Source organism: Algoriphagus aestuariicola (assembly GCF_017254835.1).
In the GTDB taxonomy this organism is placed as follows: Bacteria; Bacteroidota; Bacteroidia; order Cytophagales; family Cyclobacteriaceae; genus Algoriphagus; species Algoriphagus aestuariicola.
The window spans coordinates 1,632,619-1,655,938 of record NZ_JAFKCW010000001.1 but is presented as its reverse complement, the minus strand read 5'-3'; the positions used below and the strand labels follow the sequence as shown (position 1 = coordinate 1,655,938).

Annotated in this window: 19 protein-coding genes; 9 read left to right on the top strand and 10 right to left on the bottom strand. The window is 43.6% G+C overall.

Annotation, left to right across the window (positions count from 1 at the left end):
* The first annotated feature begins 262 nt into the window (after positions 1 to 262).
* The 6 genes from J0A67_RS06900 (at position 263) to J0A67_RS06875 (ending at position 8,776) form a co-directional block, all read left to right on the top strand.
* Positions 263 to 3,337, top strand: coding sequence for a type I restriction endonuclease subunit R (locus J0A67_RS06900; protein WP_206568526.1), 3,075 nt, complete (start codon positions 263 to 265; stop codon positions 3,335 to 3,337).
* Positions 3,334 to 4,953, top strand: a complete 1,620-nt coding sequence (locus tag J0A67_RS06895) for an HsdM family class I SAM-dependent methyltransferase (RefSeq protein WP_206568525.1) — start codon at positions 3,334 to 3,336, stop codon at positions 4,951 to 4,953. Before J0A67_RS06900 ends, J0A67_RS06895 begins: the two co-directional genes overlap by 4 nt.
* A gap of 85 nt (positions 4,954 to 5,038) precedes the next feature.
* On the top strand, positions 5,039 to 6,421 hold the full coding sequence (locus tag J0A67_RS06890) for a restriction endonuclease subunit S (RefSeq protein WP_206568524.1): 1,383 nt from the start codon (positions 5,039 to 5,041) through the stop codon (positions 6,419 to 6,421).
* A complete protein-coding gene (locus tag J0A67_RS06885) occupies positions 6,399 to 7,421 on the top strand; it encodes a hypothetical protein (RefSeq protein ID WP_206568523.1) in 1,023 nt (340 codons plus the stop codon). The genes J0A67_RS06890 and J0A67_RS06885 overlap by 23 nt, the downstream gene beginning before the upstream one ends.
* 4 nt (positions 7,422 to 7,425) lie before the next feature.
* Positions 7,426 to 8,007 carry a hypothetical protein gene (locus J0A67_RS06880; RefSeq protein ID WP_206568522.1) on the top strand — a complete coding sequence of 194 codons (582 nt, stop codon included), beginning with the start codon at positions 7,426 to 7,428 and terminating at the stop codon, positions 8,005 to 8,007.
* Positions 8,008 to 8,014: 7 nt separating this feature from the next.
* Positions 8,015 to 8,776: a hypothetical protein gene (locus J0A67_RS06875; protein WP_206568521.1), complete on the top strand. Its 762-nt coding sequence runs from the start codon at positions 8,015 to 8,017 to the stop codon at positions 8,774 to 8,776.
* Between the two features lie 72 nt (positions 8,777 to 8,848).
* Here J0A67_RS06875 and J0A67_RS06870 read toward each other — a convergent pair whose 3' ends face one another.
* From J0A67_RS06870 to J0A67_RS06850, 5 genes are all read right to left on the bottom strand, one after another.
* Entirely contained in the window at positions 8,849 to 9,313 is a 465-nt protein-coding gene (locus J0A67_RS06870) for a hypothetical protein (RefSeq protein ID WP_206568520.1), read from the bottom strand.
* Between the two features lie 44 nt (positions 9,314 to 9,357).
* Positions 9,358 to 11,814 (bottom strand): S8 family peptidase, encoded by a 2,457-nt coding sequence (locus tag J0A67_RS06865; RefSeq protein WP_206568519.1) that lies wholly within the window; start codon positions 11,812 to 11,814, stop codon positions 9,358 to 9,360.
* Between the two features lie 9 nt (positions 11,815 to 11,823).
* Positions 11,824 to 12,792 (bottom strand): AAA family ATPase, encoded by a 969-nt coding sequence (locus tag J0A67_RS06860; RefSeq protein WP_241265081.1) that lies wholly within the window; start codon positions 12,790 to 12,792, stop codon positions 11,824 to 11,826.
* A gap of 57 nt (positions 12,793 to 12,849) precedes the next feature.
* Positions 12,850 to 13,119, bottom strand: coding sequence for a helix-turn-helix domain-containing protein (locus tag J0A67_RS06855; RefSeq protein ID WP_206568518.1), 270 nt, complete (start codon positions 13,117 to 13,119; stop codon positions 12,850 to 12,852).
* Positions 13,120 to 13,197: 78 nt separating this feature from the next.
* The gene (locus J0A67_RS06850; protein WP_206568517.1) at positions 13,198 to 13,632 is read right to left on the bottom strand and encodes a helix-turn-helix domain-containing protein; all 435 of its coding nucleotides are present in this window, start codon (positions 13,630 to 13,632) and stop codon (positions 13,198 to 13,200) included.
* Positions 13,633 to 14,235: 603 nt separating this feature from the next.
* Here J0A67_RS06850 and J0A67_RS06845 point away from each other — a divergent pair.
* On the top strand, positions 14,236 to 14,601 hold the full coding sequence (locus J0A67_RS06845) for a hypothetical protein (protein WP_206568516.1): 366 nt from the start codon (positions 14,236 to 14,238) through the stop codon (positions 14,599 to 14,601).
* Positions 14,602 to 14,817: 216 nt separating this feature from the next.
* On the opposite strand, the gene J0A67_RS06840 is transcribed toward J0A67_RS06845, so the two are convergent.
* The 3 genes from J0A67_RS06840 to J0A67_RS06830 form a co-directional block, all read right to left on the bottom strand.
* Positions 14,818 to 16,197: an MATE family efflux transporter gene (locus tag J0A67_RS06840; protein WP_206568515.1), complete on the bottom strand. Its 1,380-nt coding sequence runs from the start codon at positions 16,195 to 16,197 to the stop codon at positions 14,818 to 14,820.
* Between the two features lie 160 nt (positions 16,198 to 16,357).
* Positions 16,358 to 18,049 (bottom strand): AMP-binding protein, encoded by a 1,692-nt coding sequence (locus J0A67_RS06835; protein ID WP_206568514.1) that lies wholly within the window; start codon positions 18,047 to 18,049, stop codon positions 16,358 to 16,360.
* A 72-nt stretch (positions 18,050 to 18,121) separates the two neighbouring features.
* Positions 18,122 to 19,279, bottom strand: coding sequence for an acyl-CoA dehydrogenase family protein (locus J0A67_RS06830; RefSeq protein ID WP_206568513.1), 1,158 nt, complete (start codon positions 19,277 to 19,279; stop codon positions 18,122 to 18,124).
* A gap of 142 nt (positions 19,280 to 19,421) precedes the next feature.
* On the opposite strand from J0A67_RS06830, the gene J0A67_RS06825 reads away from it, so the two are divergent.
* On the top strand, positions 19,422 to 20,384 hold the full coding sequence (locus tag J0A67_RS06825) for a phosphotransferase (protein ID WP_206568512.1): 963 nt from the start codon (positions 19,422 to 19,424) through the stop codon (positions 20,382 to 20,384).
* Positions 20,385 to 20,386: 2 nt separating this feature from the next.
* A complete protein-coding gene (locus tag J0A67_RS06820) occupies positions 20,387 to 21,631 on the top strand; it encodes an ADP-ribosylglycohydrolase family protein (RefSeq protein ID WP_206568511.1) in 1,245 nt (414 codons plus the stop codon).
* Positions 21,632 to 21,680: 49 nt separating this feature from the next.
* On the opposite strand, the gene J0A67_RS06815 is transcribed toward J0A67_RS06820, so the two are convergent.
* Positions 21,681 to 22,274: a hypothetical protein gene (locus tag J0A67_RS06815; protein ID WP_206568510.1), complete on the bottom strand. Its 594-nt coding sequence runs from the start codon at positions 22,272 to 22,274 to the stop codon at positions 21,681 to 21,683.
* A 380-nt stretch (positions 22,275 to 22,654) separates the two neighbouring features.
* Positions 22,655 to 23,224 carry a hypothetical protein gene (locus J0A67_RS06810; protein WP_206568509.1) on the bottom strand — a complete coding sequence of 190 codons (570 nt, stop codon included), beginning with the start codon at positions 23,222 to 23,224 and terminating at the stop codon, positions 22,655 to 22,657.
* Positions 23,225 to 23,320 lie beyond the last annotated feature (96 nt).

Sequence of the window (23,320 nt, the reverse complement as noted above, 5' to 3'; positions counted from 1 at the left end):
ATTTGGGTTTTTGAATGAAACATGGCCCAAAGTCAATAGAAGGAACAGGGATAAAAAACTGGAGAGGAGGTAAAATACCTAATAGTGAAAAACCTTAGATTCCAGTAGCTAATTATTTTGAGGATAAAGCTTTATGTGACTAAGGTCCTAACCCTTGGGAATTCGATTTAGTCCAAAGGATACCTATCATTTAAATTCACATTGCCAAACTTGCTGGAATTCCTCATATTGGAAGAAACATAAATTCTCCAGTTTCTTTTTAATGGCTTTTAACGAAGACTCAAGGGTAAAAATCCCAGCTATTCTGCACCTGATTCGGCTTGGATTTACCTATATCCCGCTGAGTGAGCAACACCGAAGGGAGGACACCAATATTTTTGAAGGCATATTCAGCCAAAGCATTTTAAAGCTCAATCCCCATCTGGATGCCTCGGATGTCAGGCGAATTCTGGATGAGATCAGCTTGGAGTTGGACTATGAGGATTTGGGACAAAAGTTTTATCAGCGACTGACGAGCGGGGCAGGAATCAAACTCATCGATTTCCAAAATTTTGCCAATAATTCCTTCCACGTCACCACGGAACTCACCTGCAAAAACGGAGACGAGGAATTTCGACCGGATATCACCTTGCTGATCAACGGGATGCCTTTGGCCTTTATCGAAGTCAAAAAACCGCACAACCGGGATGGAGTCATCGCAGAACGAAACCGCATCAACCAACGCTTCATGCAGAAGCATTTCCGCCGCTTTGCCAACATCACCCAAGTGATGGTGTTCTCCAACAACATGGAGTATGAAGATGGCATTGTAGATCCCGTGTTTGGGGCCTTCTATGCCACGGCTGCCTACAAAGACCTTCAATTCAACTACTTCCGGGAAGATCCTGAGTATCCTGTTAAGCAGGGGCTGAAACCGATCTCCGAGGAACAGGAAAACGCGATCCTGAAAGACACCAATCTGATGGTGATCAAGCACAGCCCGGAATTCCTGACCAACAAATCCGAATACACACCCACACACCGCATCCTGACTTCGCTCTTTAGCCGAGAGCGCTTTGCCTTTATTCTCAAATATGCCTTGGCTTATGTGGCAGAAGAAAAAGGAATGGAAAAGCACATCATGCGCTATCCCCAGCTTTTTGCCTCGCTGGCGATTGCCCAAAAACTCAGTGAAGGACTAACAAAAGGCATCATCTGGCATACGCAAGGAAGCGGAAAAACGGCCTTGGCCTTTTACAATGTCAAGTTCCTTACCGAATTTTTCCAAAAACAGGGAATCATTCCCAAGTTTTACTTTATCGTGGATCGATTGGATTTGCTGATTCAGGCATCCACGGAGTTTAGCAACCGGGGACTGAAAGTCAATCAGGTCAATTCCCGACAGGATTTTATCAAAGATCTGCGGATCACCGGAGCGATTCACAACGATTCGGGTTTGCCGGAAATCACCGTAGTCAACATTCAGAAATTCAGCACGGATGCCATGGTCGCTGAGGTGATGGTTTATGACATTCACATTCAGCGGGTATATTTCCTAGATGAGGCGCACCGCAGCTACAATCCCAAGGGAAATTACCTGGCCAACCTGATCAATTCGGACAAAAAAGCGATCAAAATCGCCCTGACAGGCACTCCCCTGCTCCGTGAAGTGGCTAAGGAGTACGATTCCAAAACGCTCTTTGGCAATTACATCCACAAGTACTACTACAACATGTCCATCGCCGATGGCTACACGCTGAGACTGATTCGGGAGGAGATTGAGGGCAAGTTTAAGATGGAGATGAAGGAGCTGATGGATCAGATCAAAATCCAAAAGGGTGACATCCCCCGCTCCAAAATCTACGCACACCCGAAGTTTGTCCAAGCCATGCTGGACTACATAGTGGACGACCTGATCCGATTCCGAAAAGATCAGGGCGACGCCACCTTGGGCGGAATGGTGGTTTGCGATTCCTCCGAGCAGGCTAGACAACTGTTCCATCTTTTTGAAGCACGATTCGGGGAGCAGGAAACTGACGCAGGAGTATTATTGGCAGCAGAGCCCAAAGAGAAATACCTGACCAATGAAATCCCGATACTCAAAGCAGCGCTGATTCTCCATGACGAAAACGACAAAGATATCCGAAAGGACCTCGTCAAAGTCTATAAAAAAGGAAATCTCGATTTGCTCTTTGTGTACAATATGCTATTGACGGGCTTTGATGCCAAGCGCCTGAAGAAGCTGTACCTCGCCCGAGTCATTCATGATCATAACCTCTTACAGACGCTCACCCGAGTCAATCGGCCATACAAAAAGTACAAGTACGGCTATGTGGTAGATTTTGCGGATATCTCCAGCGCATTTGACCGCACCAACCGCCTGTATTTTGACGAGCTGCAGGAGCAACTCGGAGATGAAATGGCGCTGTATTCCAACCTATTTAAATCCCAAGAGGAGATTCAGCAGGACATCTCCAAGATCAGGGAAGTGCTGTTCCAGTTTGATACCGAAAACAAGGAAATCTTTTCCCAACAAATCGCCGAAATCACCGACAAAAGCCATCTGTTGGAAATCGTCAAATCACTCCGCACGGCCAAGGAACTCAAAAACCTGATCGCGCTCAATGGCTATGAAGGTTTGGAGGGCTTGGCGGATTTTGACACTTGGAACCGCCTCTTGACGGTGGCACAAAGCCGACTTGACAACCTACATTTTGTAGAAAATATCGGGAATGAAGACGCCACGACCAATATCATCAATACCGCTTTGGAGGACATCGTCTTTGAGTTTATCAAGGTCTCCGAGAGCGAACTTGTGCTCGCGGATCAGTTCAAAGACATGCTGCGCAAAACACGGGAATCTTTGCGGGATAATTTCGACCAACAGGACCCGGCTTTTGTAAGTTTGCGGGAGGAACTGGAGCGGATCTTCAAAAAGAAAAACCTCAGCGAAGTGAGTCAGCAGGACTTGGTGGAAAACCTTCCCCTGCTCCGCAAAATCCACGAAAAAGCCAAAGAACTCAATCGGGAAAACGCCAATCTTCGGGCCAAATACCATCAGGATGAAAAGTTTGCCCGGGTGCACAAGCGACTCACCGAAAGCGGAGGGCTGACTCAAAAGCAGGTGCAGCTTCAATCTGCCCTGATGAACGTCAAGTCCAAAGCAGACGAACAAATCCAAAATTCCCAAGACATCATGGCCAATGAAGCCTTCTTCAACCGCTACATGATGCAGCTCGTGACTCAGGAGTTTTTGCGGGAGCAAAAAATGAAACTCGACTTCAAAACTACCCAAAGAATCAACCAATTAATCGTGTCCGAATACCTCAATCAGTTTAACAATACCGCATTTAGATGACCCAGGATTTAACCTTTATTACCAAAACCAAGCAACTCATCGACAACCTGAAGAGCGTCTGCGCCAACTTTGGCTTGGGCAACGATGGCAATGAGTTCAAGATCATTACCCAGGTTTTCCTGTACAAGTTTCTCAATGACAAGTTTCGCTATGAGGTCAAAAAGCAAAACCCAGAACTTGCCGCCGCCGATAACTTCACCGAGGCGCTCAACGCCCTCGATGAGGAAGAATACCAGATTCTCCTGGCCCTGCTCGACCCCAATGTGCCGAGGCTGCATGGCTACCAACTGATTTCACACTTATTCAACAAGCAATCCGAGCCGGACTTTGCCAAGACTTTCGACGATACCCTGCGGCAGATCAGCATCGAAAACGCCGACGTCTTTTCCGTCAAGGCCTTTTCCGGAGCCAAGGACTCGCTTTTTGACGAACTCAGCCAGTTTATCTCCGATTCCTCCCAGCGGGATGCCTTTTGCCGGGCCCTCATCAACAAGCTCTTTGAGTTCAGCTTTGAGGAGATGTTTGAGGAGAAATACGACTTCTTCGCGACCATTTTTGAGTACCTGATCAAGGACTACAACAGCGACAGCGGCGGAAAATATGCGGAGTACTATACCCCTCATGCTGTGGCGCGAATTATGGCGGCCATCTTGGTTCCGGAACCGGTCAAAGGCGTGCGCTGCTATGATCCGAGTGCGGGTTCGGGCACCTTGCTCATGAGCTTAGCCCACCAGATCGGCGAGCAGAATTGCAGCATCTATTCTGAGGATATTTCCCAAAAGTCCAGCACCATGCTGCGGCTCAACTTGGTGCTGAACGGCCTGACCCACAGCATCCCAAATATCATCAAGACCAATACCATCGCTCAGCCTTATTACCTGACCCAGAAATTTGATTTTATCGTTTCAAACCCTCCATTCAAGCTGGATTTCTCGGATTTCCGGGACGATCTGGAAAAGGACAGCTTCAAGGACCGCTTCTTTGCGGGGATTCCCAATGTGCCCAAGGCCAAGAAGGAATCCATGGCGATCTACTTGCTCTTTATCCAGCACATCATGCACAGCCTGAGCGAAAGCGGTAGGGCGGCCATCGTGGTGCCGACGGGATTTATCACCGCGCAGAGCGGGATCGAGAAAAGCATCCGTGAAAAGCTCATCAAGCAAGGCTGGCTGCGGGGCGTGGTGAGTATGCCGAGCAATATCTTCGCCAGTACGGGCACCAACGTCTCCGTACTTTTCCTTGACAAGATGGCCGACTCCGAGCATATCGTGCTAATGGATGCCTCCAAACTGGGGCAGACCGTGAAGGAGGGTAAAAACCAACGCACCGTCCTCACCCGGGAGGAAGAAAGCCGAATCATCGAGGCCTTCAATCATCAGGAAGCCGTCGACGACCTTTCCGTGGTGGTCAGAAAGGCGCAGATCGCTGAGAAAAACTACAGCTTCAGCGCCGGGCAGTACTTCGAGGTCAAGATCGACTATGTGGATATCACGGTGGAAGAGTTTCAGGCCAAGCTAAATGGCTTTGAAGAGCGCTTGGTCAGGATGTTTGCCGAGGGAAAAGCCTTGGATAGTGAGATCTTGGTGAATTTGAAGAATCTCAAATTTAAAGCTTAGGCCAACAGATTGGAAAATCCGTACAGTTCAAGAAAAGTAGATTTTGATAGGTTGGTAACTAAGATGAAAACAACTGGAAGAGAAAATGATGAAATGGCCATTTATTTCCGCTGAAAAATTATACTCAAATGTCACAGATGGAACTCATGATTCCCCAAAAGCTCAGTCAACAGGATTCCCTCTCGTAACTTCAAAAAATATCAAGGGAGGGGTTTTAGACTTGACCACTGCAAGCTTAATTTCAAAAGAGGATTACGAAAGCATCAATAAAAGGAGTCAGGTTGAAAAGTGGGATGTTATCATAAGTATGATTGGAGAATATTGCGGCTATACTTACATAGAAAAAAATGATAACATTATCTACGCAATAAAAAACGTAGGATTGTTTAAAACAAAATCAAAAATTGAAGCAAACTGGCTAACCTATTACCTACAATCCGATTATGGCAAACATTATCTAGGACAAGCAAAATCTGGATCTTCTCAACCCTATTTATCCTTGGGAGCATTGAGAAAACTTCCAATTTTAAATCCAGAGCAAAGCGTAAAAGAAAAAATCGCCAAAGTCCTATCCGACTTGGATGCAAAGATCGAGCTCAACAACCGCATCAATGCGGAACTGGAGGCGATGGCGAACTTGGTGTATGCCTATTGGTTTGTGCAGTTTGATTTTCCCTTCGACTTCGCTCAGGGCAAGCCTGACCAAAACGGCAAGCCCTATAAAAGCTCCGGCGGCAAAATGGTCTGGAATGAGAAGTTGAAACGAGAGATTCCGGAGGGGTGGAGAAGTGGGACAATATCAGATATTGCATCACTAACTAGAGGAGTGACCTACAATAAAGATGATATTAAAGATGAAGGTACCGCAGGCACGATCCCAATTTTAAGGGCAACAAACATTACAGGAAATCAAATTGACCTCAACAGCATGGTCTATGTCTCAGAATCTCTAGTCGATGAGGAGCAGATTCTTAATCCTTTTAACATTTTGATTACAATGTCAAGTGGAAGCATTGATCATATTGGAAAGAATGGATTTTACTTGTTCAAAGAAAAGGTTGCCTTTGGTGCTTTTTGCGCTAAAATGGCGGCAAATGAAGATTTCGAGTTTTATCTCTACTCCTATACTCAATCAGATTTTTTCTTCACCACTATCAAAAATGAATGTCTAGGAACAAATATCAACAACCTTAATGGATCAATGGTCAGAGGGTTTAAATTGGTAATTCCCGATAATTCCACATTGACTAAATTCAATGAGATAGTACAACCATTGTTTGAAAAGCTAAGGATTAATTCAATGCAAAACCAACAACTCTCCTCGCTTCGGGATTGGCTATTGCCGATGCTGATGAATGGGCAGGTGACAGTGGCTGAGGCAAAGGAACAGGTGGAAGAGGAATTGGGGATAGTGGCGGAAGGGGAAAGAAAACCATATTATAACCTTGAAAAACAAAAAAATGGCTAAAGGACACACATTAAAATTGAATTCTTATTCAATAATTCTAAGGAGGTATAACGAAAAAAGAGAAAAGAAATCTGAAGTTACATTTTCAGAATTTTTTGAATCATTTAGAGAGAGCACAGACAAAAAGGTAACCCAAAATACCCTCTTTAATAGGTTTTACAAATTCTATTTAGAATCATTTAATTCAGAGTTTGTTAAAGACAAAGATGGAACCAAGGCATATACACCTGGGGATACAATCGAAAAAAATACAGCAAACTTCATAATTGATGGAATTTTCGAAGGAGGATTAACAGGAATTGAACAAAGTGTTCAAGATCAAAAAAGAAAAAAACTAAAGTCAAAAATCTCAAAAGATGATGTTGCTGCATTACCTTTTTATTTTCTATTTTGGTTACCCTCAGATGTAAATTATGGAATTATTATGATCCAGAGTTATGGGAATTCAACAATAAATTCACTTGTCAAAGACCATCTAAAAAAAGTTTTTAAGAAGAAAGGATTCACTTTTGATGAGCAAATGTGCATTTCCAATAAAGATCGCGAAGAATTTCTTGAACATTCAGTTGTTCATGAACTTTCATTTTTAAGCACATTTGAATCAAAAAATACTGGTGGAGAATTTTCAGCATATCTAGGTAAGGCTGAATCCTTCCAAGTAGAGGTGAGAATTAAAAACTTACATGAGAACACTAATAAATATTTTAAAGGAATAAAGGATATTAAAAAAGGATTGACGGACTTTATTAAACTGTCTATAGATGGTGCTAAAAAAATTAAAGAGTCAGATCCAAAAGCATTTTACAAAGGAGATAATTCTCGCTCTCATGCAGTAATAACAGATCATAAAAATTTCATTCCTTCACTTGTATTAGGTGAAGAGCTAAAAGAGAACGGAAAACAAACTCCTGATCTTGATTCAATGAGAATATATTGCAAAAATTATCTTAAAATTCTTCAAAAAGAAAACAACTATACAAGCCAATTCTTAATAAAATAAATTAATGGGTTTTTTCAGAAAATCATATGAAATACTAAATAAATTGACTCCTTTAAAAAGTCAATATGTGATTTTCATTATCATTACTACATCAATTATAATAGGCTTTTTCTCCTATTTTGACCAAAATTTATCAGGAACTATCGGAACTTTTGTCGCCTTATTTAGCGGAATTTTATTTTCTTTTTCATTTTTAATGTTCGATGCTTCAAAGAAGAAAAAAAATGAAATATTAGAAATTTTTGATGAACTAGGAATAACTATTAAATCTTTTAAAAGAGATCAATATTTACCGGAAAATGAAAAATATAATCAATCAGATATTCTCACTAGATTAAGATACATTGAATTTGCTGACACATTATTCACTTTGATTATCCTTTTAGTAATAATTTCGATAATAATATTTACAACTGGAATCTCTTTAGGCATCTCCTTAAACATAGTCTTCTTAGAGAGATTTCAAACATATCTTTATAAATTTGGAATAACATTTTACACATTTTTAGTTAGCATTTATCTATGGGTAATCATAGTACTCTCCATAAGAGTATATAGATTCTATATGTATGAATTAAAATTGTAGCACACAAATGAAAATGTTAAAAATCTATTCGGAAGACAAAAAAAGCTTTTATAGACTTTTTTATGACGAAGATATTGAATGCGTCAACCCTATAAAATATTTTAAAGATCGATCAATTACCTCTTCTTACTATTTAATAAAGGATCAAATTGAACACAAACTCCAAGGTATCCCAGAAGAGGTCAGAAACAAAATCATTGCAAAAAAAGCAAATGAAATATGGAAGGAAAGATTTGAAAGTATTTCAAACGAGTCTTTAGACAAAGAATTTCTTGTTTTGCTGTCCGCAGAAAGTAAGAAAGATCAGTTAAAACTACTTAAAGGTAAAACTCTTGCTACCCATGCTTTAGCAAAACTTCTTTTCCTGGCAAATTTAGAATTTGGATTTTCTTTTAGTAGATACACTTCTGAAAAATTACCAGGTAATATAGAAAAGTCTCAACTCCCATTACTGTTTGAATTAAGTGATAATGAGGAATCTGTCTCAATAATCGGAGAAACAACTCTTAAGGAAGGGGAATTAAAAAACGTAATTATCCATAGAAAAAATATTGTTGCTAATTTTTTGGATAAAGGAAAAGAATGGCATTGTTTCTATTTAACTTTTAAAGCCCTTTCAGGAAAAGAGAGTTGGAACGATGGGGAGCCCCATTATCATTATTTAAGTGATAAATTCGGGCTATCTAGAAAAGATGTAATTCAAGGAATAAAAGACGGAAAAGTCCCAAGTACTCCAGTCCACATCGGTATTAAAGATTACAGAAAATGATTATTTTTCTACCGGCTATAAAAGTTTACAATTCATCTTTCGAATACTTTCATTTATATAAATTTTCAGAATCTACGCTTTCCATAAAATCGTTCTTCGTGGAAAATGTCTTTCCACAACGGATTTTGATACTAGTTCCAATCTCTTGTGATTTTGTCGCCTGATTTTCAAATATCCACAATCAAACACCTCCCCTTGTTTGACGATTGACATCCTGAGTTTTGATGTTCTCCAGAAAAAATTTCCATTCAATGAAATATTTTTAAACTCTTCATCATCCTTCAGACTTCTTACATATTCAACCAAACCTACAACTTCTCCATCCTCAAGGTCTAAATCCAAAGAAATAGTGAGGTAATGTGTTTCATTATTCCCTATTGACCCTTCATTTGTCCACGCTCCTATAAGTTGTTGGCGTCGTTTCTTTTGGGCAGTTTTAAAGTTTTTGTAAAGAATTTGAATTCCGTAGAATAACCCTCCAAAAATCCCAATCACTAGCGAAATGGCATAGATAAAATCCAGATATTCTTTATTCATTTGGGTGGTTTAGGTTTCAGTATTGTAGAGATCAAGCTTAAAACTCAAAAATTAATCGCATCGACATCTACTTTTAATTCATTCAAAATCGGTGTCAAGATATCTTCAGAATCCGTCTCAATGCTAATGATAAGGGAATAGCGAACCTCGCTTTCGTATCTTTTATGATTCGGTCTCGTTTTCCACCAGCCACCCGTTGGGATAATCGCCAGTTCATTTTTTGTTGCCAAATCGGCTGCATTTCCTATCCAGATATCCCTATGAATTGAACCTTTGTCACGGATTTGTTGACCAATCGTCCATTTTTCTCCTCCCTCACTTTCGTATTTTTCTTCCAAGGCCTTCCTAGCCTTATTATTGATCCTGGCCATAAAAGCGGAAGAGGATTCATCCCGGTCTTTAAGCCTGAAGCGAAGACCATGCGAAGCATAGTTGTTGGCTACGGCATAGCGCTTGTTTCCCGGATTCGGTTCTATAAAGTAGGACAAGGTAACGTTAAGCCTAACTTGGGATTCACCCAACTCCAAAAGCTGCGCCTGGGGCCAAGGAAGTGTATAGACATGACACTCATTTGCCTTAACCCTATTTTCTTCAAATTTGTAGGGTTTGATTTTCTCCTGAATTACAAGGAAAACAGAATTCTGAAGGGTGTAAATAGCTGAAGGCAGGAATGGCACACCATAGCCAACCGTGCGTAATAGGCTAATCTTTTCCTCTCGCGAAAGCTCTTCAATTTTCCTATTTCCCAGCATTTGATCTGTCCACTGCGCAGAGTGGACAAGCAATGCTCTAATCGTCTCAGGCCAGAGTCCCGGATAGTTTTCCAGAATAGCTGCTGCAAATTTTGTGGCGAAAGCGGTAGCGGCTGAAGTATCTCCAAATGTAGTGAAAGGTGATTTAGCCATCCCTCCTTTCGAAATACTTAAAGGCTGTAATGAATCAGGGTCACATAAACCTTCATTCCATAATCCACAGTTTCCGCCTTCAAAAACTACTTCAGGTTTGATTGCCCAATCGCTTTCCCAAGAAATACTGGTACTACTCGATGGAGAAAGTTGACCTCTTTGTGCCAAAAGACTCGCGCCGGGATATTTTTTTAAATCAATGCGATCCTTCAGCGTATATGCTCCGATTGTGAGCGCGTTAAATGCCTGTGCCGGATCATGAATGCTAAATTCAAAATTTGAGCGCGGATATTCTGGCCAATGGGTACTCGGTATATTACCTCCGGAAACCAGAATTAACCTTTTCCATTCCTCCTCACCAAAAGCTGATTTATCTAGACTTGCCGACCAAGAGGATGGCTTTCCATTATGAATAACTTCTTTGGCAGTAATCGCCAGACAAAACACTCTTTCTGGAGTAGAATTAATCACTTCTGCACGAGAAATGGCTTCTTCAGTGATTACAGCATAGAAATCAGGATGCGTTGGATGGATGTGGTGCAGAATCTTAATGCTTTCCAGTCTATGAAAAATCCTTACAAAATGTTTACCTAGGAAAGTATCGGATAGATCCCCAAAAAATATCAATCCAGCCATCGGATTACCATGACCAGAACCAGACCAGCTATCATTGGTGCTCCAAGATGGCTCAACTGTATCCGGATGGATCAAATGCTTAATATGGCCCAAAAGGGGATGATCTTCATTGATCCCAGAGTCCAAAAGGCAAACGGAGATAGGGGTTTCTTCCTGAATATTTAACCTTTTAGCCAAGTCGGCTATCCATGCTTTTTGTTCAGGAATCTCCATAGAATTAAAGGTGTCGGAAAGTTCCACAGGCTTTCTCAATTCATCCAAATAGCTGGAATAAAGTAAAGGTTCGAAAATCTGATTAGCACTGCCCTTTATAAGAATTACCAAATGTTCTGGAAAAATCAGGCTTCGCGGAGAAATCTGAACTCCATATTCGGCTAGCCTTGCAGTGATTTTTTCGAGTACGATAGTATCTGAATCTACAGTAATATCTAACCAGACTTCCCACCAAACCTCAAGATGCATTGGCGGAAATGACCGTTCGGGTTCCTGCCAAAATGATTTTAGGGTGGCTTGGTTTATGGACTCGATATTGGAAAGCAGGCTTGAGTTTTTGGGCTTTCCGGTTTTCGTTTTTATTTCAGGGTTCGAATACTCGTTTAGCTTCTTTATAAAAGAACTTATTCCTTTTTTGGATAAGTAAACTGAGCCCAATGTTTTGGGTTGCCCATTTTCATCAATTTTTTCTTTGAGGGTTGCGATCCTGACATCTCCGGTTTTGCCTTCAAATTTGGCCAAGTCCAAATCATAGCCTGGAAAAGTCTCAAATTCCACATAAACAAAGTCACGCGGCTCTCCCTCCGAAAAATCAAGGAAGGCCGAATTAAATTCGTCCTTCAACCGCTTGCCATGTCGTACTTGGTTTACTATTTCATTAACAGGAAACCTTCCCGAACCTAAAGGAGTGAAACTGATTGACTTGGCCTTGTTCTCTAAAAAAATGTGTTTAAAAAGTCCATCCATAGGTTAATATTAATGGTCTCGCTTTCTAACACTGATATACTTTATAGCTCTTGATTCAGTAACATAATCTTTGCCGTTGAGTAAAAAATCCTTCCAAATATCCTCACAGATCTTGTGAACTTCCGCATAGCTAAGGCCTAATGAAAGCTGTGATAGATTGTCGAGATCCCAATCCAAGGTTAAGCCTATTTCATTCAATCTTGAAGAAAAAATTTGATGAATTTGATTGATTGAAGGGTTTCCATATTGGATAATATCGTCGAATCTTCTAAACAAGGCAGTATCCAAACTTTCGGGCAGATTGGTGGCAGCAATAATCAAACTATTGGATTTATCCTTTTCGATTTGAAGTAAAAAACTATTCAACACCCGTTTGATTTCCCCTACTTCCTGCCCCTGAGTTCGGGTGCTCCCAATACTGTCAAATTCGTCAAAAAGGTAAACAGCCCTGAAATCTACCATCGCATCAAAAATCAAACGAAGCTTTGCAATGGATTCACCCAGATATCGACTGATCAAACCATCAAGTCGGATAATAAATAAAGGCAATCCCAATTCACCAGCCAAGGCGTGTGCTGTCATGGTTTTTCCAGATCCGGGAGTTCCAATTAATAAAAGCTTCCTTCTAGGCTGTAGATTATGATTTAGGAGTTTATTTAAATGCTTTTGTTCGTGTATTACTTTCGCCAAAGTCTCCTGAATCTCATTGGACAAAACCATGTCCTTGAGTTTGATTTCTGGACTGACTAGCTCCAATAAATCATTAAGTTCCTTTTGCGCGGCATTAACTGGAAGTCTTCTAACAACAGATTTGGAAGATTTGCTTTTGTCTATAAGTTTTTTTAGTTCCTCAGCGATGGCAACATGCCCTTTTCTGGCTTCTGCAGCGGCTATCTGCATAGCAGTAGCATAAAAGCGCGATTCATCGCCTTCCCCAAAAGATTTGATCAAACTCTTTATTTGCTCCGCCGCTGCCATTATATTTTTTGTTGCAAAGGTAAATTTTCCTTCAAAAGGAACTCACCCAAGATAGATTTAAAAACTCTTCGTCAAAAGTTTAATTCCAAGAACCGCCTCTAAGTGAACAAGCAAATCCAGCGTAAAATTTTCAGTTCCTGATAACCACCTTCTGACCTTTGCAGGGCTTGCTCCCATCACTTTTTGCAAATCCCGCTTGCTCCAGCCTTTGGAGTCCATCACGGCAGCAATCCTAGCCGCAACCTCCATTTTTACATCAACTTTTGACTGTTCCAGAGGATCGATTTCCGAAAGTAAAGAATCTAGCAAATGACTGGTATAACTCATGCTAATTAAAGAAAAACATAAATCGTGCTACTTTTTGAAGCGCAAGTAGCTACTTATTAGGAGTTTAATTTACAAAAATCACCTCCCTATCAACTTCTCCAGCCTCGCCATCATCTCGTCCTTCTCTTTCAGCATTCGCTCATACAGCGCGATTTTTTCCTCGTGGAGTTGGATCAATTTGTCGATGGGATTTATTGTGCAATGGAAATTTGCTTGAGCACCTTCCTTAAAAGTGTTTCCGACAGCACTATCGTGAAATGTATTTGCAATAATATTCACCGCCAGTTCCTCATCAAAGTTCTGGAAAGCCTCCACGGGTAGTTTAAGCACCTCGGCGATCTGGGCAAGCAGGCCTGCTTCGATTTCCTCTTTCTGCTCGAGGAGGGAGATTTTCTTTTGGTTCCAGTCCTCCCCTAGTTCATAAGCAAGCGCCTCCTGCTTGATGCCAAGCATTTCACGGAAGCGTTTGACATTGCGGCCTTGGTGGATGGATTTGGATGGGGATTCGGTCATGGTTTTTATAATTTAATCCGGTTTGTGAAGACACAAACCGGGGCGATGGCAATCAATCATTTAATTTCAGTTTTGAATTCAGATTAGCTTGATCTTTTTTTTCGTTCTTTTGGCTTGACCCAAAAGAACCAAAAGGTCAAGACGCAGTCCCCCCTGTAAACCGGCTCCTCGCTAAATTAATCCACTGGATTAATTTTTGACGCTCGGCCCTAACCGCACAAGGCCGAACGCTGGCCCGCTGCTGCGTCTGCCTCCGCGCCCTTCCTATTAATGTTTTGTATACCAAGTAATTTCTCACCTGGATTCACATCTTGTTGGTTTTGGGCTTTCATTCCCTTATTAATATTTCAGACTCAGGCTGTCAAACTTCCAGGCTATTAAAGCCTGTGTGATCTAATTTGATACCACTATCAAATTTAAAAAAAATCCCCAAACGGAGCAGAAAACGGGTATTTAATTCTTAGGTAAAATAGTGATATGAACAGGATATTTTATCCAAAATCAGAATAGGATTGTCATGGGAATTTGAAAAAATTCGATTCAGGCATTTCGGAAATCGATTCGACTACGCCTGAGTCTCAAATCCAATATCCCAAATCGACTATGGAAACCAACATATCCCTTTCGCTAAAACCTTTGATCGAGGAATTGATCTTGGCAGACCTGAAGCATTGCCAATTGATTTTTGGCCTGGCGGCTTTGGGCCTGGATCCGCTTGACAACCATTTCTTGGGTTTAGGCAATTTAATCGCGAATTGGATGGGATTTAAGACCGATCAGGAGATGGATATGTTCTTTGATATCTATCAAGTCTACATGAGCGAAGCCACTGCTTTTCCAATTTCTCAAGATGGCCGTGACCTGAAATCATTAGCGAGCGAGTGTTTTTTGACACTCCATGAAAAAGCCCAAATGCTCGGTTTGCCTGAGGTTTCGATATCTGATCTCTTGCATATAGAACAGAGTTAAAAACCCTCCCAATCCATCTAAAGACTGGAATCAAACCCACTTAATATACTGTTCTTTGATTACTTTCTCTGAATATCCTGAACTTTATCAGCACCTTTTTCACAAGGCTAGGAGGCCAAGAAAGCGCCAAATCGGTGTATCATCGGTCTTCGGTCTTCCAACCTAAAAGCAAGGAATACTCGACCAATGGCAGAATAGCGTATAATCGAATCACCCCTACACCTGCATGGTCTTCCATCTCCCTTTTCTGAAGAAATAAAGCGAAACCAAAGCATGAAACGAATGGCATATCGCAATCGCGATGAAAATCCCCGTGTACTGCATGCCCATCGGAAATGCCAGGAAATACGCCAAAGGAACCTCCATACACAACAAAACCCCGATGTTGATCCAAGCTGGCGTTCTTGTATCACCAGCCCCATTGAATGCCTGGGTTAAGACCATACCGATGGCGAAGAACACATAGCCCAATACGATTACCCAAAGTCCCTTTGCGGCTACGTCCCTGACTTCCGGGATATCGGTAAAGAAACCAGCCAACTGTTGGTTGAAGAGCAAATAAATCCCGGTCACGGAAGCCATGAAAATCACATTGTATCGGGCGGTAAGCCAGACAGCCTTTTCGGCTCGACCGACCTCCTTGGCACCCAGATTTTGCCCTACCAAAGTTGCCGCCGCTCCGGAAAGTCCCCAGGCAGGCAAAATCGTGAAAATCAAAACCCTGAAAGCTATGGTATACCCCGCCAATGCGGCCGAGCCAAACTCAGCATTCATCCGGGTTAATGCCACCCATGAAATTGAATCGATCAGGAATTGCCCCATCCCACCCAAAGAAAGGTCAATGATTTTGCGAATGGTCTCCCACTTCACATGCAGGTTGCGACGCAGGATCTTGAGTTTGTGTTTTCCGTTAAAAAGATGATACAGTTGATAGAGTACCCCCACACTCCGGCCAAAAGTCGTCGCGATGGCCGCACCATCCAATCCAAATCCATCCCAGCTTCCGATTCCAAAAATCAAGAGCGGATCCAGGACGATGTTCAGGCCATTGGCTATCCAAAGGGAACGCATCGCATGATGCGCTTGTCCTGCGCCACGAAATGCCCCGTTGATCAAAAACAGCAGCATGATGGCGGTGTTGCCTGCGAAAACGATCTTTGCATAAGTGGTCCCACTCGACACCACTGATTCCTCTGCCCCCATCACTCTAAGCAAGTCCTCCGCAAATATCCATCCTCCCACACCGAGAAAAATCGAAACAATCCCCCCAACCAGCAAAAGTTGGAAGGTAGCAGTTCCAGCCTCTTCGTACTCCTTTTCCCCAAACCTTCGGGAAATCAAAGCCGTTGCCGCCATACTGATCCCAAATCCGATTGCATAAGTCAGCACGATCACCGCTTCAGTCAGGCCGACAGTTGCCACCGCATATTCCCCCAGTTTCGCGACAAAGAAGATGTCCACCACGGCAAAGGCAGACTCCATCATCATCTCCAAGATCATGGGTATAGCCAAGACGAAAATGGCCGTCTTCAACGAAAGGCTCGTAAAATCCTGCTCCTTGCCAAGGATTGCGTCTTTAATCAGTTGCCAGGTCATGGAGAATTGAAAAATTTTAGAATTGGAGGATTGGAAAATTTTGGGATTGAGAAATTCACAAGGGGAATTGCTGGCAATTATAACGTTGCTGCAAAAAAACGAAAAAACCGCGAAACCCGCGGTTCTTATTCCAAAATAAGGATGAGCTATCCCGACAAGCTCAGTCGGCGACGACTCCTTTTTTCTCGAGATGGGCCTCCTTGATTTTTCTCCTCAGGATTTTGCCCACATTCGACTTGGGAAGTTCATCTACGAAATGAACCTCTCTTGGCACCTTGTAATTGGTCAGCGAGTCTTTGCAGTGTTCGATCACCCGTTCTGCAGTTACCCCCCCGTCTTTTTTGACCACGTAGGCCACCACTTTTTCCGTGGACTTGGCATCAGGCATGCCTATCACTCCCACTTCCAAAACTCCAGGGCAGGAAGCTATGACGTCTTCTATTTCATTGGGATACACATTGAATCCGGAGACCAGGATCATTTCCTTTTTGCGATCCACAATCTTCACAAAACCATCTTCGTCCATCACGCCGATGTCTCCCGACTTAAACCATTCGCCGTGCATGACGTTGTCGGTTTCTTCCGGTCTGTTCCAGTAGCCCTTCATCACCTGAGGCCCTTTGATAAATATTTCACCACGCTCACCGATCGAAAGCCGGCTGCCAGCGTCATCCGCAATCATAAACTCAGTATTAGGCAGAGGCACGCCTATGGTACCTATGCGTTCAGTTCCGTCTATAGGGTTGCACGAGGCAACAGGTGAGGTCTCCGTGAGTCCGTAACCTTCCGCCAAAGGAACCCCTGTCACCGCTTTCCACTTTTCTGCGGTGGCCTTTTGTACCGCCATCCCCCCACCCACGGCGATTTTCAAAGCGGAAAAGTCAAGGGCTTTAAAGGCCTCCTGATTAAGCAGTCCATTGAACAAGGTATTCACGCCAGTGATCACGGTAAACTTCTTCTTAGCCAAATCCCCAATGAAAGCCTTCATGTCTCTCGGATTGGTAATCAACAGGTTATGTGCTCCAATTTTCAACATCGAAAGACAGTTCACTGTTAACGCAAAAATATGATAGAGAGGTAGTGCTGTGACCACGATCTCTTCCCTCGGTCGCAGCTTGGGCTTCATCCAAGCAGAAATCTGCTGCATGTTCGCGACAATATTTCCATGCGTCAGCTCGGCACCTTTGGATACTCCCGTCGTCCCTCCGGTGTACTGAAGAAAGGCAGTATCAGCTAGCGTGAGCTTTGTCTGCTTAAAAGTGAATTCACCACCTTTGGAAAGAGCTGTTTTAAATGAAACGGCGCCCGGGAGGGAGAACGGGGGTACAAGCTTTTTCACATGCTTAACCACCAGGTTGACAATCATGCCCTTGAGCCCTCCCAAGAGGTCACCCAGCCCCGTCAAAATGATATGCTTTGCGGGGATTTCGTTTCGGATTTTCTCCAGATTGGACGCAAAGTTTTCTACAATCACAATCACCTCTGCGCCAGAATCAACAAACTGATGCTTCATTTCCGCAGGCGTATAGAGCGGATTTGTATTGACAACGATCATTCCCGCTCTCAGGGCTCCAAACATGGCCACTGGATATTGTAGGGTATTAGGCATCTGGATTGCCACACGGGTTCCCTTCTTCAGTTTTAGACTCTGGGATAGGTAGTTCGCAAAGAGAGCACTGAGCCTTTCAAGTTCTGTGAAGCTCATCGTCTTTCCCATGCACTCAAAGGCGACGTTTGACCCAAAGTTTTTCACACTCTCGTCGAAAAGGTCGACGATACTGGAATAGGCCTCGTAGTTGATCTCTTTGTCGACAGAGGCAGGATAGTGTTTTAGCCAGGGAAAATCGGTCATATTTCGGATATTTTGGGTATTATAAACCTTTGCTCAATTACTTAAAATTATTATGCTTCGCCAAGCGATTTGTCATTGGAGGATTTTACGGGCGATCAATTCCTTCATGATCTCGTTCGTTCCGGCATAAATGCGCTGTACCCGGGCATCGGCCCAAGCCCGAGCGATTCCATAGTCCCACATGTAGCCATAGCCGCCATGCAGCTGTACGCACTCATCTGCCACTTTGCATTGGAGTTCGGTCATGTTGTATTTGGCTGCCGATGCCATGGCGGAGTCAAGTTTGCCCTCATTGTGCAGCGACACGAGATAGTCGCAATAGATCCTACCCTGCTCCAAAGCTGCGTTCATTTCCGCCAGCTTAAACCTGGTATTTTGGAACTCGGATATACTCCTTCCAAAAGCCTTGCGCTCTTTCACATAGGATATCGTGGCCTGAAGCATGTATTCTCCCAAGGCTATTGCTGCCAAGGCTACGACCAAGCGCTCTTGCGCAAGCTCAGTCATCAGATACTTGAAGCCTTCACCCGCTTTTCCAAGCAGATTTTCTTTGGGCACTTTGACATCCTCAAAAAACAGCTCGCAGGTATCCTGGGCGTGCAGGCCCACCTTTTCGAAGGGAACACCCCGCTTAAATCCCGGCATATCCCGATCCAGAACCAAAAGGCTGATGCCCTTGGCTCCTTTGTCCGGGTCAGTCTTCACGGCAACCACCACCACATCGCACAAAAAACCATTGGTAATGAAAGTCTTGGTACCGTTGACCAAATAGTAGTCGCCATGATCCTCGGCACTGGTTCTGATTGCCTGAAGATCAGATCCGGCACCCGGCTCGGTCATGGCAATCGCACCTATGAGGTCCCCGGAAATCATCTTGGGGATGTACTTCCTTTGTACCTCCTCTTTTCCGTAATGGAGAATGTAAGGCATCACGATATCCGAGTGGAGCGGAAAACCAACAGCCGGAGCAGAGCATCCACTTAGTCCGAGCTCCTCAATGAAAATCGCATTGTACCGGAAGTCAGAAATGTTCATCCCACCCAGAGACTCGGGAGCCTGGATTCCCAAAAAGCCTTGGTCCCCGAGTTTTTTCCAAACCTCTCGTGAGACCATTTTTTGCTTTTCCCAATCGGCATTGTGGGGAGTAATCTCCTTGGAAACAAACTCGCGTACACTCTGTCTATAGAGTTCGTGTTCTTCGGTAAAAAGTGATCTGTGCAGTCCGAACATATTTGGGTTTAGATTTGTCTTATCCAAAAATAGCGAATTTGGGCCGCTCCCGATTGATCTTTCGAATTACGCCAGCCCTAAAAATCAAGCTCTTTTTTAATTCTTCAAGATACTGCTTCTATCTTGAATCAAAATCATACCCATGACCGATCTAACTGAAGACAGTTCCCTAGCTGACCTACAAAACCTTCCCTACTGGCTACCTGGTGAACATCCAATCAAATCCGAGCCCGCAGGCGAAAGCAATATGAATCTCGTTCTCAGGATCCAGACTTCACATAGAAACCTGATAATCAAGCAATCCAAGCCTTACGTGCGAAAATACCCCCAGATTCCTGCTCCCGTCGACAGAATCGAGGTGGAATACCGGTTTTTACAAGAGATAGCAAGAGATGCGTGGATCAAGGATAGGGTTCCTAAAGTGGTGTTTTTTGATGCGGAATCCCATATTTTGATCATGGAGGATTTGGGAAAAGGACTTGATTTTTCAAAAATCTACTCCGGCGAAAAAACTTTGACTGAGGATGAAATCATTCAACTAGTCGACTTTTTGAGCCGAATGCATGGATTGAAAGTGGATGAGTTTCCCGTAAACATGAAAATGCGCCTTCTCAACCATGAACATTTGTTCCAGTTTCCCTTTTTGGAGGAAAATGGTTTTGATCTGGACACTATTCAATCTGGACTTCAAGCACTCAGCCTCACTTACAAGCGCGATGTTCAGCTCAAAGAAAAATTGAAACTGCTCGGAGATCGCTACCTCAGTCCGGGCAAAGTCCTCATTCATGGTGATTTCTATCCGGGGAGTTGGTTAGACGTTTCTTCTGGTATCAAGATCATCGATCCTGAATTTGGCTTTCTTGGTGAGCCGGAGTTTGACCTTGGGATTTTTCTGGCACACCTGGATCTGGCCCAGCAGCCCGAGCTGTTGAGAGGTTCCATACTTTCGGCCTATTCAAATCCATTGGATCTCCAGCTAGTCGGGCAATTCCAAGGAATGGAGATTTTGAGAAGATTGATCGGAATTGCTCAGCTCCCCCTCACTTTGACGCTTTCCCAAAAAGCGAAACTCTTAAGAAAAGGCAAATATCTAATCCTAAACTGATCATGCGGTTTTATATCTTCATTTTGGCTTTTGCCTTCCTTTTTTCCTGTGAAAATAAATCAAAGGAGGTCCAACAGACCTCCTTTTCCCCGGAAGTCAAAACAGCCTCCGGACTCAGCGAAGCCCAGCTTTACGATAAAATCCTAGGAATGCTGGTCGGATCAGCCATAGGCGATGCGATGGGCGCACCCACAGAGATGTGGAGTCGGGAGAACATAAGTTTGGAATATGGTTTTGTAAAGGGACTGGACTCAATGGTAAGGGAAGTATCACCAGAAGGCATTTGGAAACCCAACCTCCCTGCAGGTGGGACGACAGACGATACGCGATGGAAAGTCCTAGCCGTAAAATATTTACTGACCCAAGAGCCGGAGACTCTCGATCCAAAAGACTTTGCAAGCCATATTCTCGAAACCTATGAAAGGGGATTAAAAAACCTCCAATCCATCAAGAGCTCAGATCCGGAACCCTATGAGGCCGCAATGCTGCAAGTAAATTGGCTATCCGAATGGGCTAAAGTCAGCAAGCCCTATCTGGATGATAAGCTCACGGCTTATTCAGACTCCTTATCGAAGTTTTACGGGGGAGAGATGGTCTGCGCGGGCTTGCTCTACGCCCCAGCCCTTGGCGTATATTTTCCAGGAGATCCGGAAAAGGCTTACAGGGAAGCCTACAAACTTTCGATTTTCGATTTGGGGTATGCCCGTGATCTGAGCGCTTTGGCTGTAGCTATGACAGCTGCTGCGATGACACCAGAAACAGACGAAAAAAGTCTTTTGGCAGTCGCGCGACTGGACCCCGAAGGATATTTCCAAAGCCGGTTAGTGGGTAGAAGCTCACACCGGATCCTTCGGGATGCGCTCTGGATTTGCCAAGAGTCCCACAAGCTGGACAGTCTCGGCAGCAGGATGTCTTTATCCAGTCCAGCGCTGCTCAAAGCATATACTGAGCTCGACATGAAACTCCAGGATATGCCTTTCCACGCAGGAGAGATCTACCTCCAAGCGATGACGGCGATGATTTACTCTGATTTTGATTTCAGCCATTCCCTGACTTTTTTGGTCAACTATGGCCGCGACAACGATACGACAGCAGCTCTGGTCGGAGGGATTTTGGGGGCTTGGTATGGATTCGAAAAACTGCCGATTGCGGATCGGGAAAAGGTACTCAAGGTCAATCGGGAAGCTCTCGACACAGATTTGGAAAAACTGGCAGCTGAGCTCACTGCGCACATCCTCAAAAAATAAAAGCTCCGAACCTGGCGGTTCGAAGCTTTTGTACAATCGGCTGGTTGCCTTACTCAAAATGGATGGTTTTCGTACGGCCTTTTGCGTCGGTTACGTTAAAGTACACATCCTCAGGAGATACACCGTTCAACTTGTAGTTTTTTCGGAACCCTTCAGGCTGCTCGATTTGATCTTGGTGGATCAGCTTGTTGGTTTCGGCGTAGCGGATCTCAACCCCCACTCCCGGCTCTTCCAGTCCGATCACGGTCAGGTTTACGGTCTCGCCATCGATGATTTTTCCGTAGGCCATTAGAGGAAGTTGATCTTTTGGGATCGGCTTGTCAAAGGTAGCTACAGTGTAGGCGACCTCTTCGTTTTCAGTAGAGATCCTGACCTTGTACTCTCCCACCGGCAGGTCGGACAGGTTGTAAGGAACGATCAAGTCACTGTCTCCCACTTTGACTTTCCTTTGGTGGAGTTTTCTTCCGGATTTGTCAAAAAGCGCGATCTTCGCTTCCCCAACTCCTTCTTTAAGGAGTACGTTTACTTTTTTGAATTTTGCTTTTACGTCTGACAGAGCCATCAAATCGTCATCTGCTGCGGATACGGCCAAGCTGCTAAAAGAAAGTGCGCCTGCAAGTGCTAAAGTGAATAAGGTTTTCATAAATGTGTTGGTTTAGTGTTGTGCTAGTCATCATGCGAAGCCCATACCAAGCCATTGAAGCATGCCAAAACACTCCTTGCACTTTTATCCTGATTTTAAGTTTCATTAAGCCTTCCAGCCAAATTTTGTTTGGAAATGATGAAGATTTGGTAACTGACACGCGTGCGAATTTGGGATTCCGGCGTTATTCTGTAACAGGAGCGGACAGATTTGGGAGAAATTGCCAATTCTGCAGGTTACAGGGTATTGTGTTGTATTAAGAAAAATTAATTTCAAAAAAACTGCATCCAGCTGAATTTAAATCGATTGCGAAAAAAAACCTGTACGGCTGCGTACAGGTTTTGTCCGTCTGGACACAATGTTTTTGACATAAGTCAAAGCTAAAAAGCATAGCCAAACCCAACTCCGGCATACAGAGGCCAAAAGCCATTGTTGTTGAAGATGGGTGTCAGATTCAAACGCCAGGTAAATCCACCGTCCACGGGCACCCTTCGATAGCCAAAATTCATGGTTCCCATCAGACTGGGGGATCCGTCCACTGGAAGGATAAATTCATAGTAGCTGTCCCCGTCCGAATAGCTAGTGCATATATAATTGCCACTCGAATCGTAGTACCCGCTATTGCAGTAGCTGTAGTTATCCTCGTCAAACGCGAAAAAGGTCACTCCCAGACCCATCTCAAAATAGTGTGGTCCCTTGCCGTAAAGCTTGTTGACCATAACCGGGAGTGAAAAAAAAGAGCTTCCGTCGATCGAGTATCCCCCTGCACCCACTCGCATCCCCCAAGAATCCATCCGTTCCTTATCAAAGCGAAAATCATAATTGAAACTATAGGGAAGTCCGGCTCCACCCAATTCCAAATACACCGATTGGCTGGGCAGTGATTCCTCTTGCGCGAAGAGTGGCGACGCTGATATTAAAAGCAGAAAGTAAAACAGAAGATTTTTCATAGTACAGATATAGAAACCTTTACACTCAACGTGAGGAGAGCCTCAGTCGCTACCAAGATTCAAGGTGAACATTTCCATTGGAGACAAACTTAAGTT

What these genes read in the sequence shown, in the direction of transcription:
- J0A67_RS06900 (WP_206568526.1), top strand. Translation starts at nt 263, where the DNA reads ATGGCTTTTAACGAAGACTCAAGGGTAAAAATCCCAGCTATTCTGCAC.
- J0A67_RS06895 (WP_206568525.1), top strand. Translation starts at nt 3,334, where the DNA reads ATGACCCAGGATTTAACCTTTATTACCAAAACCAAGCAACTCATCGAC.
- J0A67_RS06890 (WP_206568524.1), top strand. Translation starts at nt 5,039, where the DNA reads ATGATGAAATGGCCATTTATTTCCGCTGAAAAATTATACTCAAATGTC.
- J0A67_RS06880 (WP_206568522.1), top strand. Translation starts at nt 7,426, where the DNA reads ATGGGTTTTTTCAGAAAATCATATGAAATACTAAATAAATTGACTCCT.
- J0A67_RS06875 (WP_206568521.1), top strand. Translation starts at nt 8,015, where the DNA reads ATGAAAATGTTAAAAATCTATTCGGAAGACAAAAAAAGCTTTTATAGA.
- J0A67_RS06870 (WP_206568520.1), bottom strand. Translation starts at nt 9,313, where the DNA reads ATGAATAAAGAATATCTGGATTTTATCTATGCCATTTCGCTAGTGATT.
- J0A67_RS06865 (WP_206568519.1), bottom strand. Translation starts at nt 11,814, where the DNA reads ATGGATGGACTTTTTAAACACATTTTTTTAGAGAACAAGGCCAAGTCA.
- J0A67_RS06860 (WP_241265081.1), bottom strand. Translation starts at nt 12,792, where the DNA reads ATGGCAGCGGCGGAGCAAATAAAGAGTTTGATCAAATCTTTTGGGGAA.
- J0A67_RS06855 (WP_206568518.1), bottom strand. Translation starts at nt 13,119, where the DNA reads ATGAGTTATACCAGTCATTTGCTAGATTCTTTACTTTCGGAAATCGAT.
- J0A67_RS06850 (WP_206568517.1), bottom strand. Translation starts at nt 13,632, where the DNA reads ATGACCGAATCCCCATCCAAATCCATCCACCAAGGCCGCAATGTCAAA.
- J0A67_RS06845 (WP_206568516.1), top strand. Translation starts at nt 14,236, where the DNA reads ATGGAAACCAACATATCCCTTTCGCTAAAACCTTTGATCGAGGAATTG.
- J0A67_RS06840 (WP_206568515.1), bottom strand. Translation starts at nt 16,197, where the DNA reads ATGACCTGGCAACTGATTAAAGACGCAATCCTTGGCAAGGAGCAGGAT.
- J0A67_RS06835 (WP_206568514.1), bottom strand. Translation starts at nt 18,049, where the DNA reads ATGACCGATTTTCCCTGGCTAAAACACTATCCTGCCTCTGTCGACAAA.
- J0A67_RS06830 (WP_206568513.1), bottom strand. Translation starts at nt 19,279, where the DNA reads ATGTTCGGACTGCACAGATCACTTTTTACCGAAGAACACGAACTCTAT.
- J0A67_RS06825 (WP_206568512.1), top strand. Translation starts at nt 19,422, where the DNA reads ATGACCGATCTAACTGAAGACAGTTCCCTAGCTGACCTACAAAACCTT.
- J0A67_RS06820 (WP_206568511.1), top strand. Translation starts at nt 20,387, where the DNA reads ATGCGGTTTTATATCTTCATTTTGGCTTTTGCCTTCCTTTTTTCCTGT.
- J0A67_RS06815 (WP_206568510.1), bottom strand. Translation starts at nt 22,274, where the DNA reads ATGAAAACCTTATTCACTTTAGCACTTGCAGGCGCACTTTCTTTTAGC.
- J0A67_RS06810 (WP_206568509.1), bottom strand. Translation starts at nt 23,224, where the DNA reads ATGAAAAATCTTCTGTTTTACTTTCTGCTTTTAATATCAGCGTCGCCA.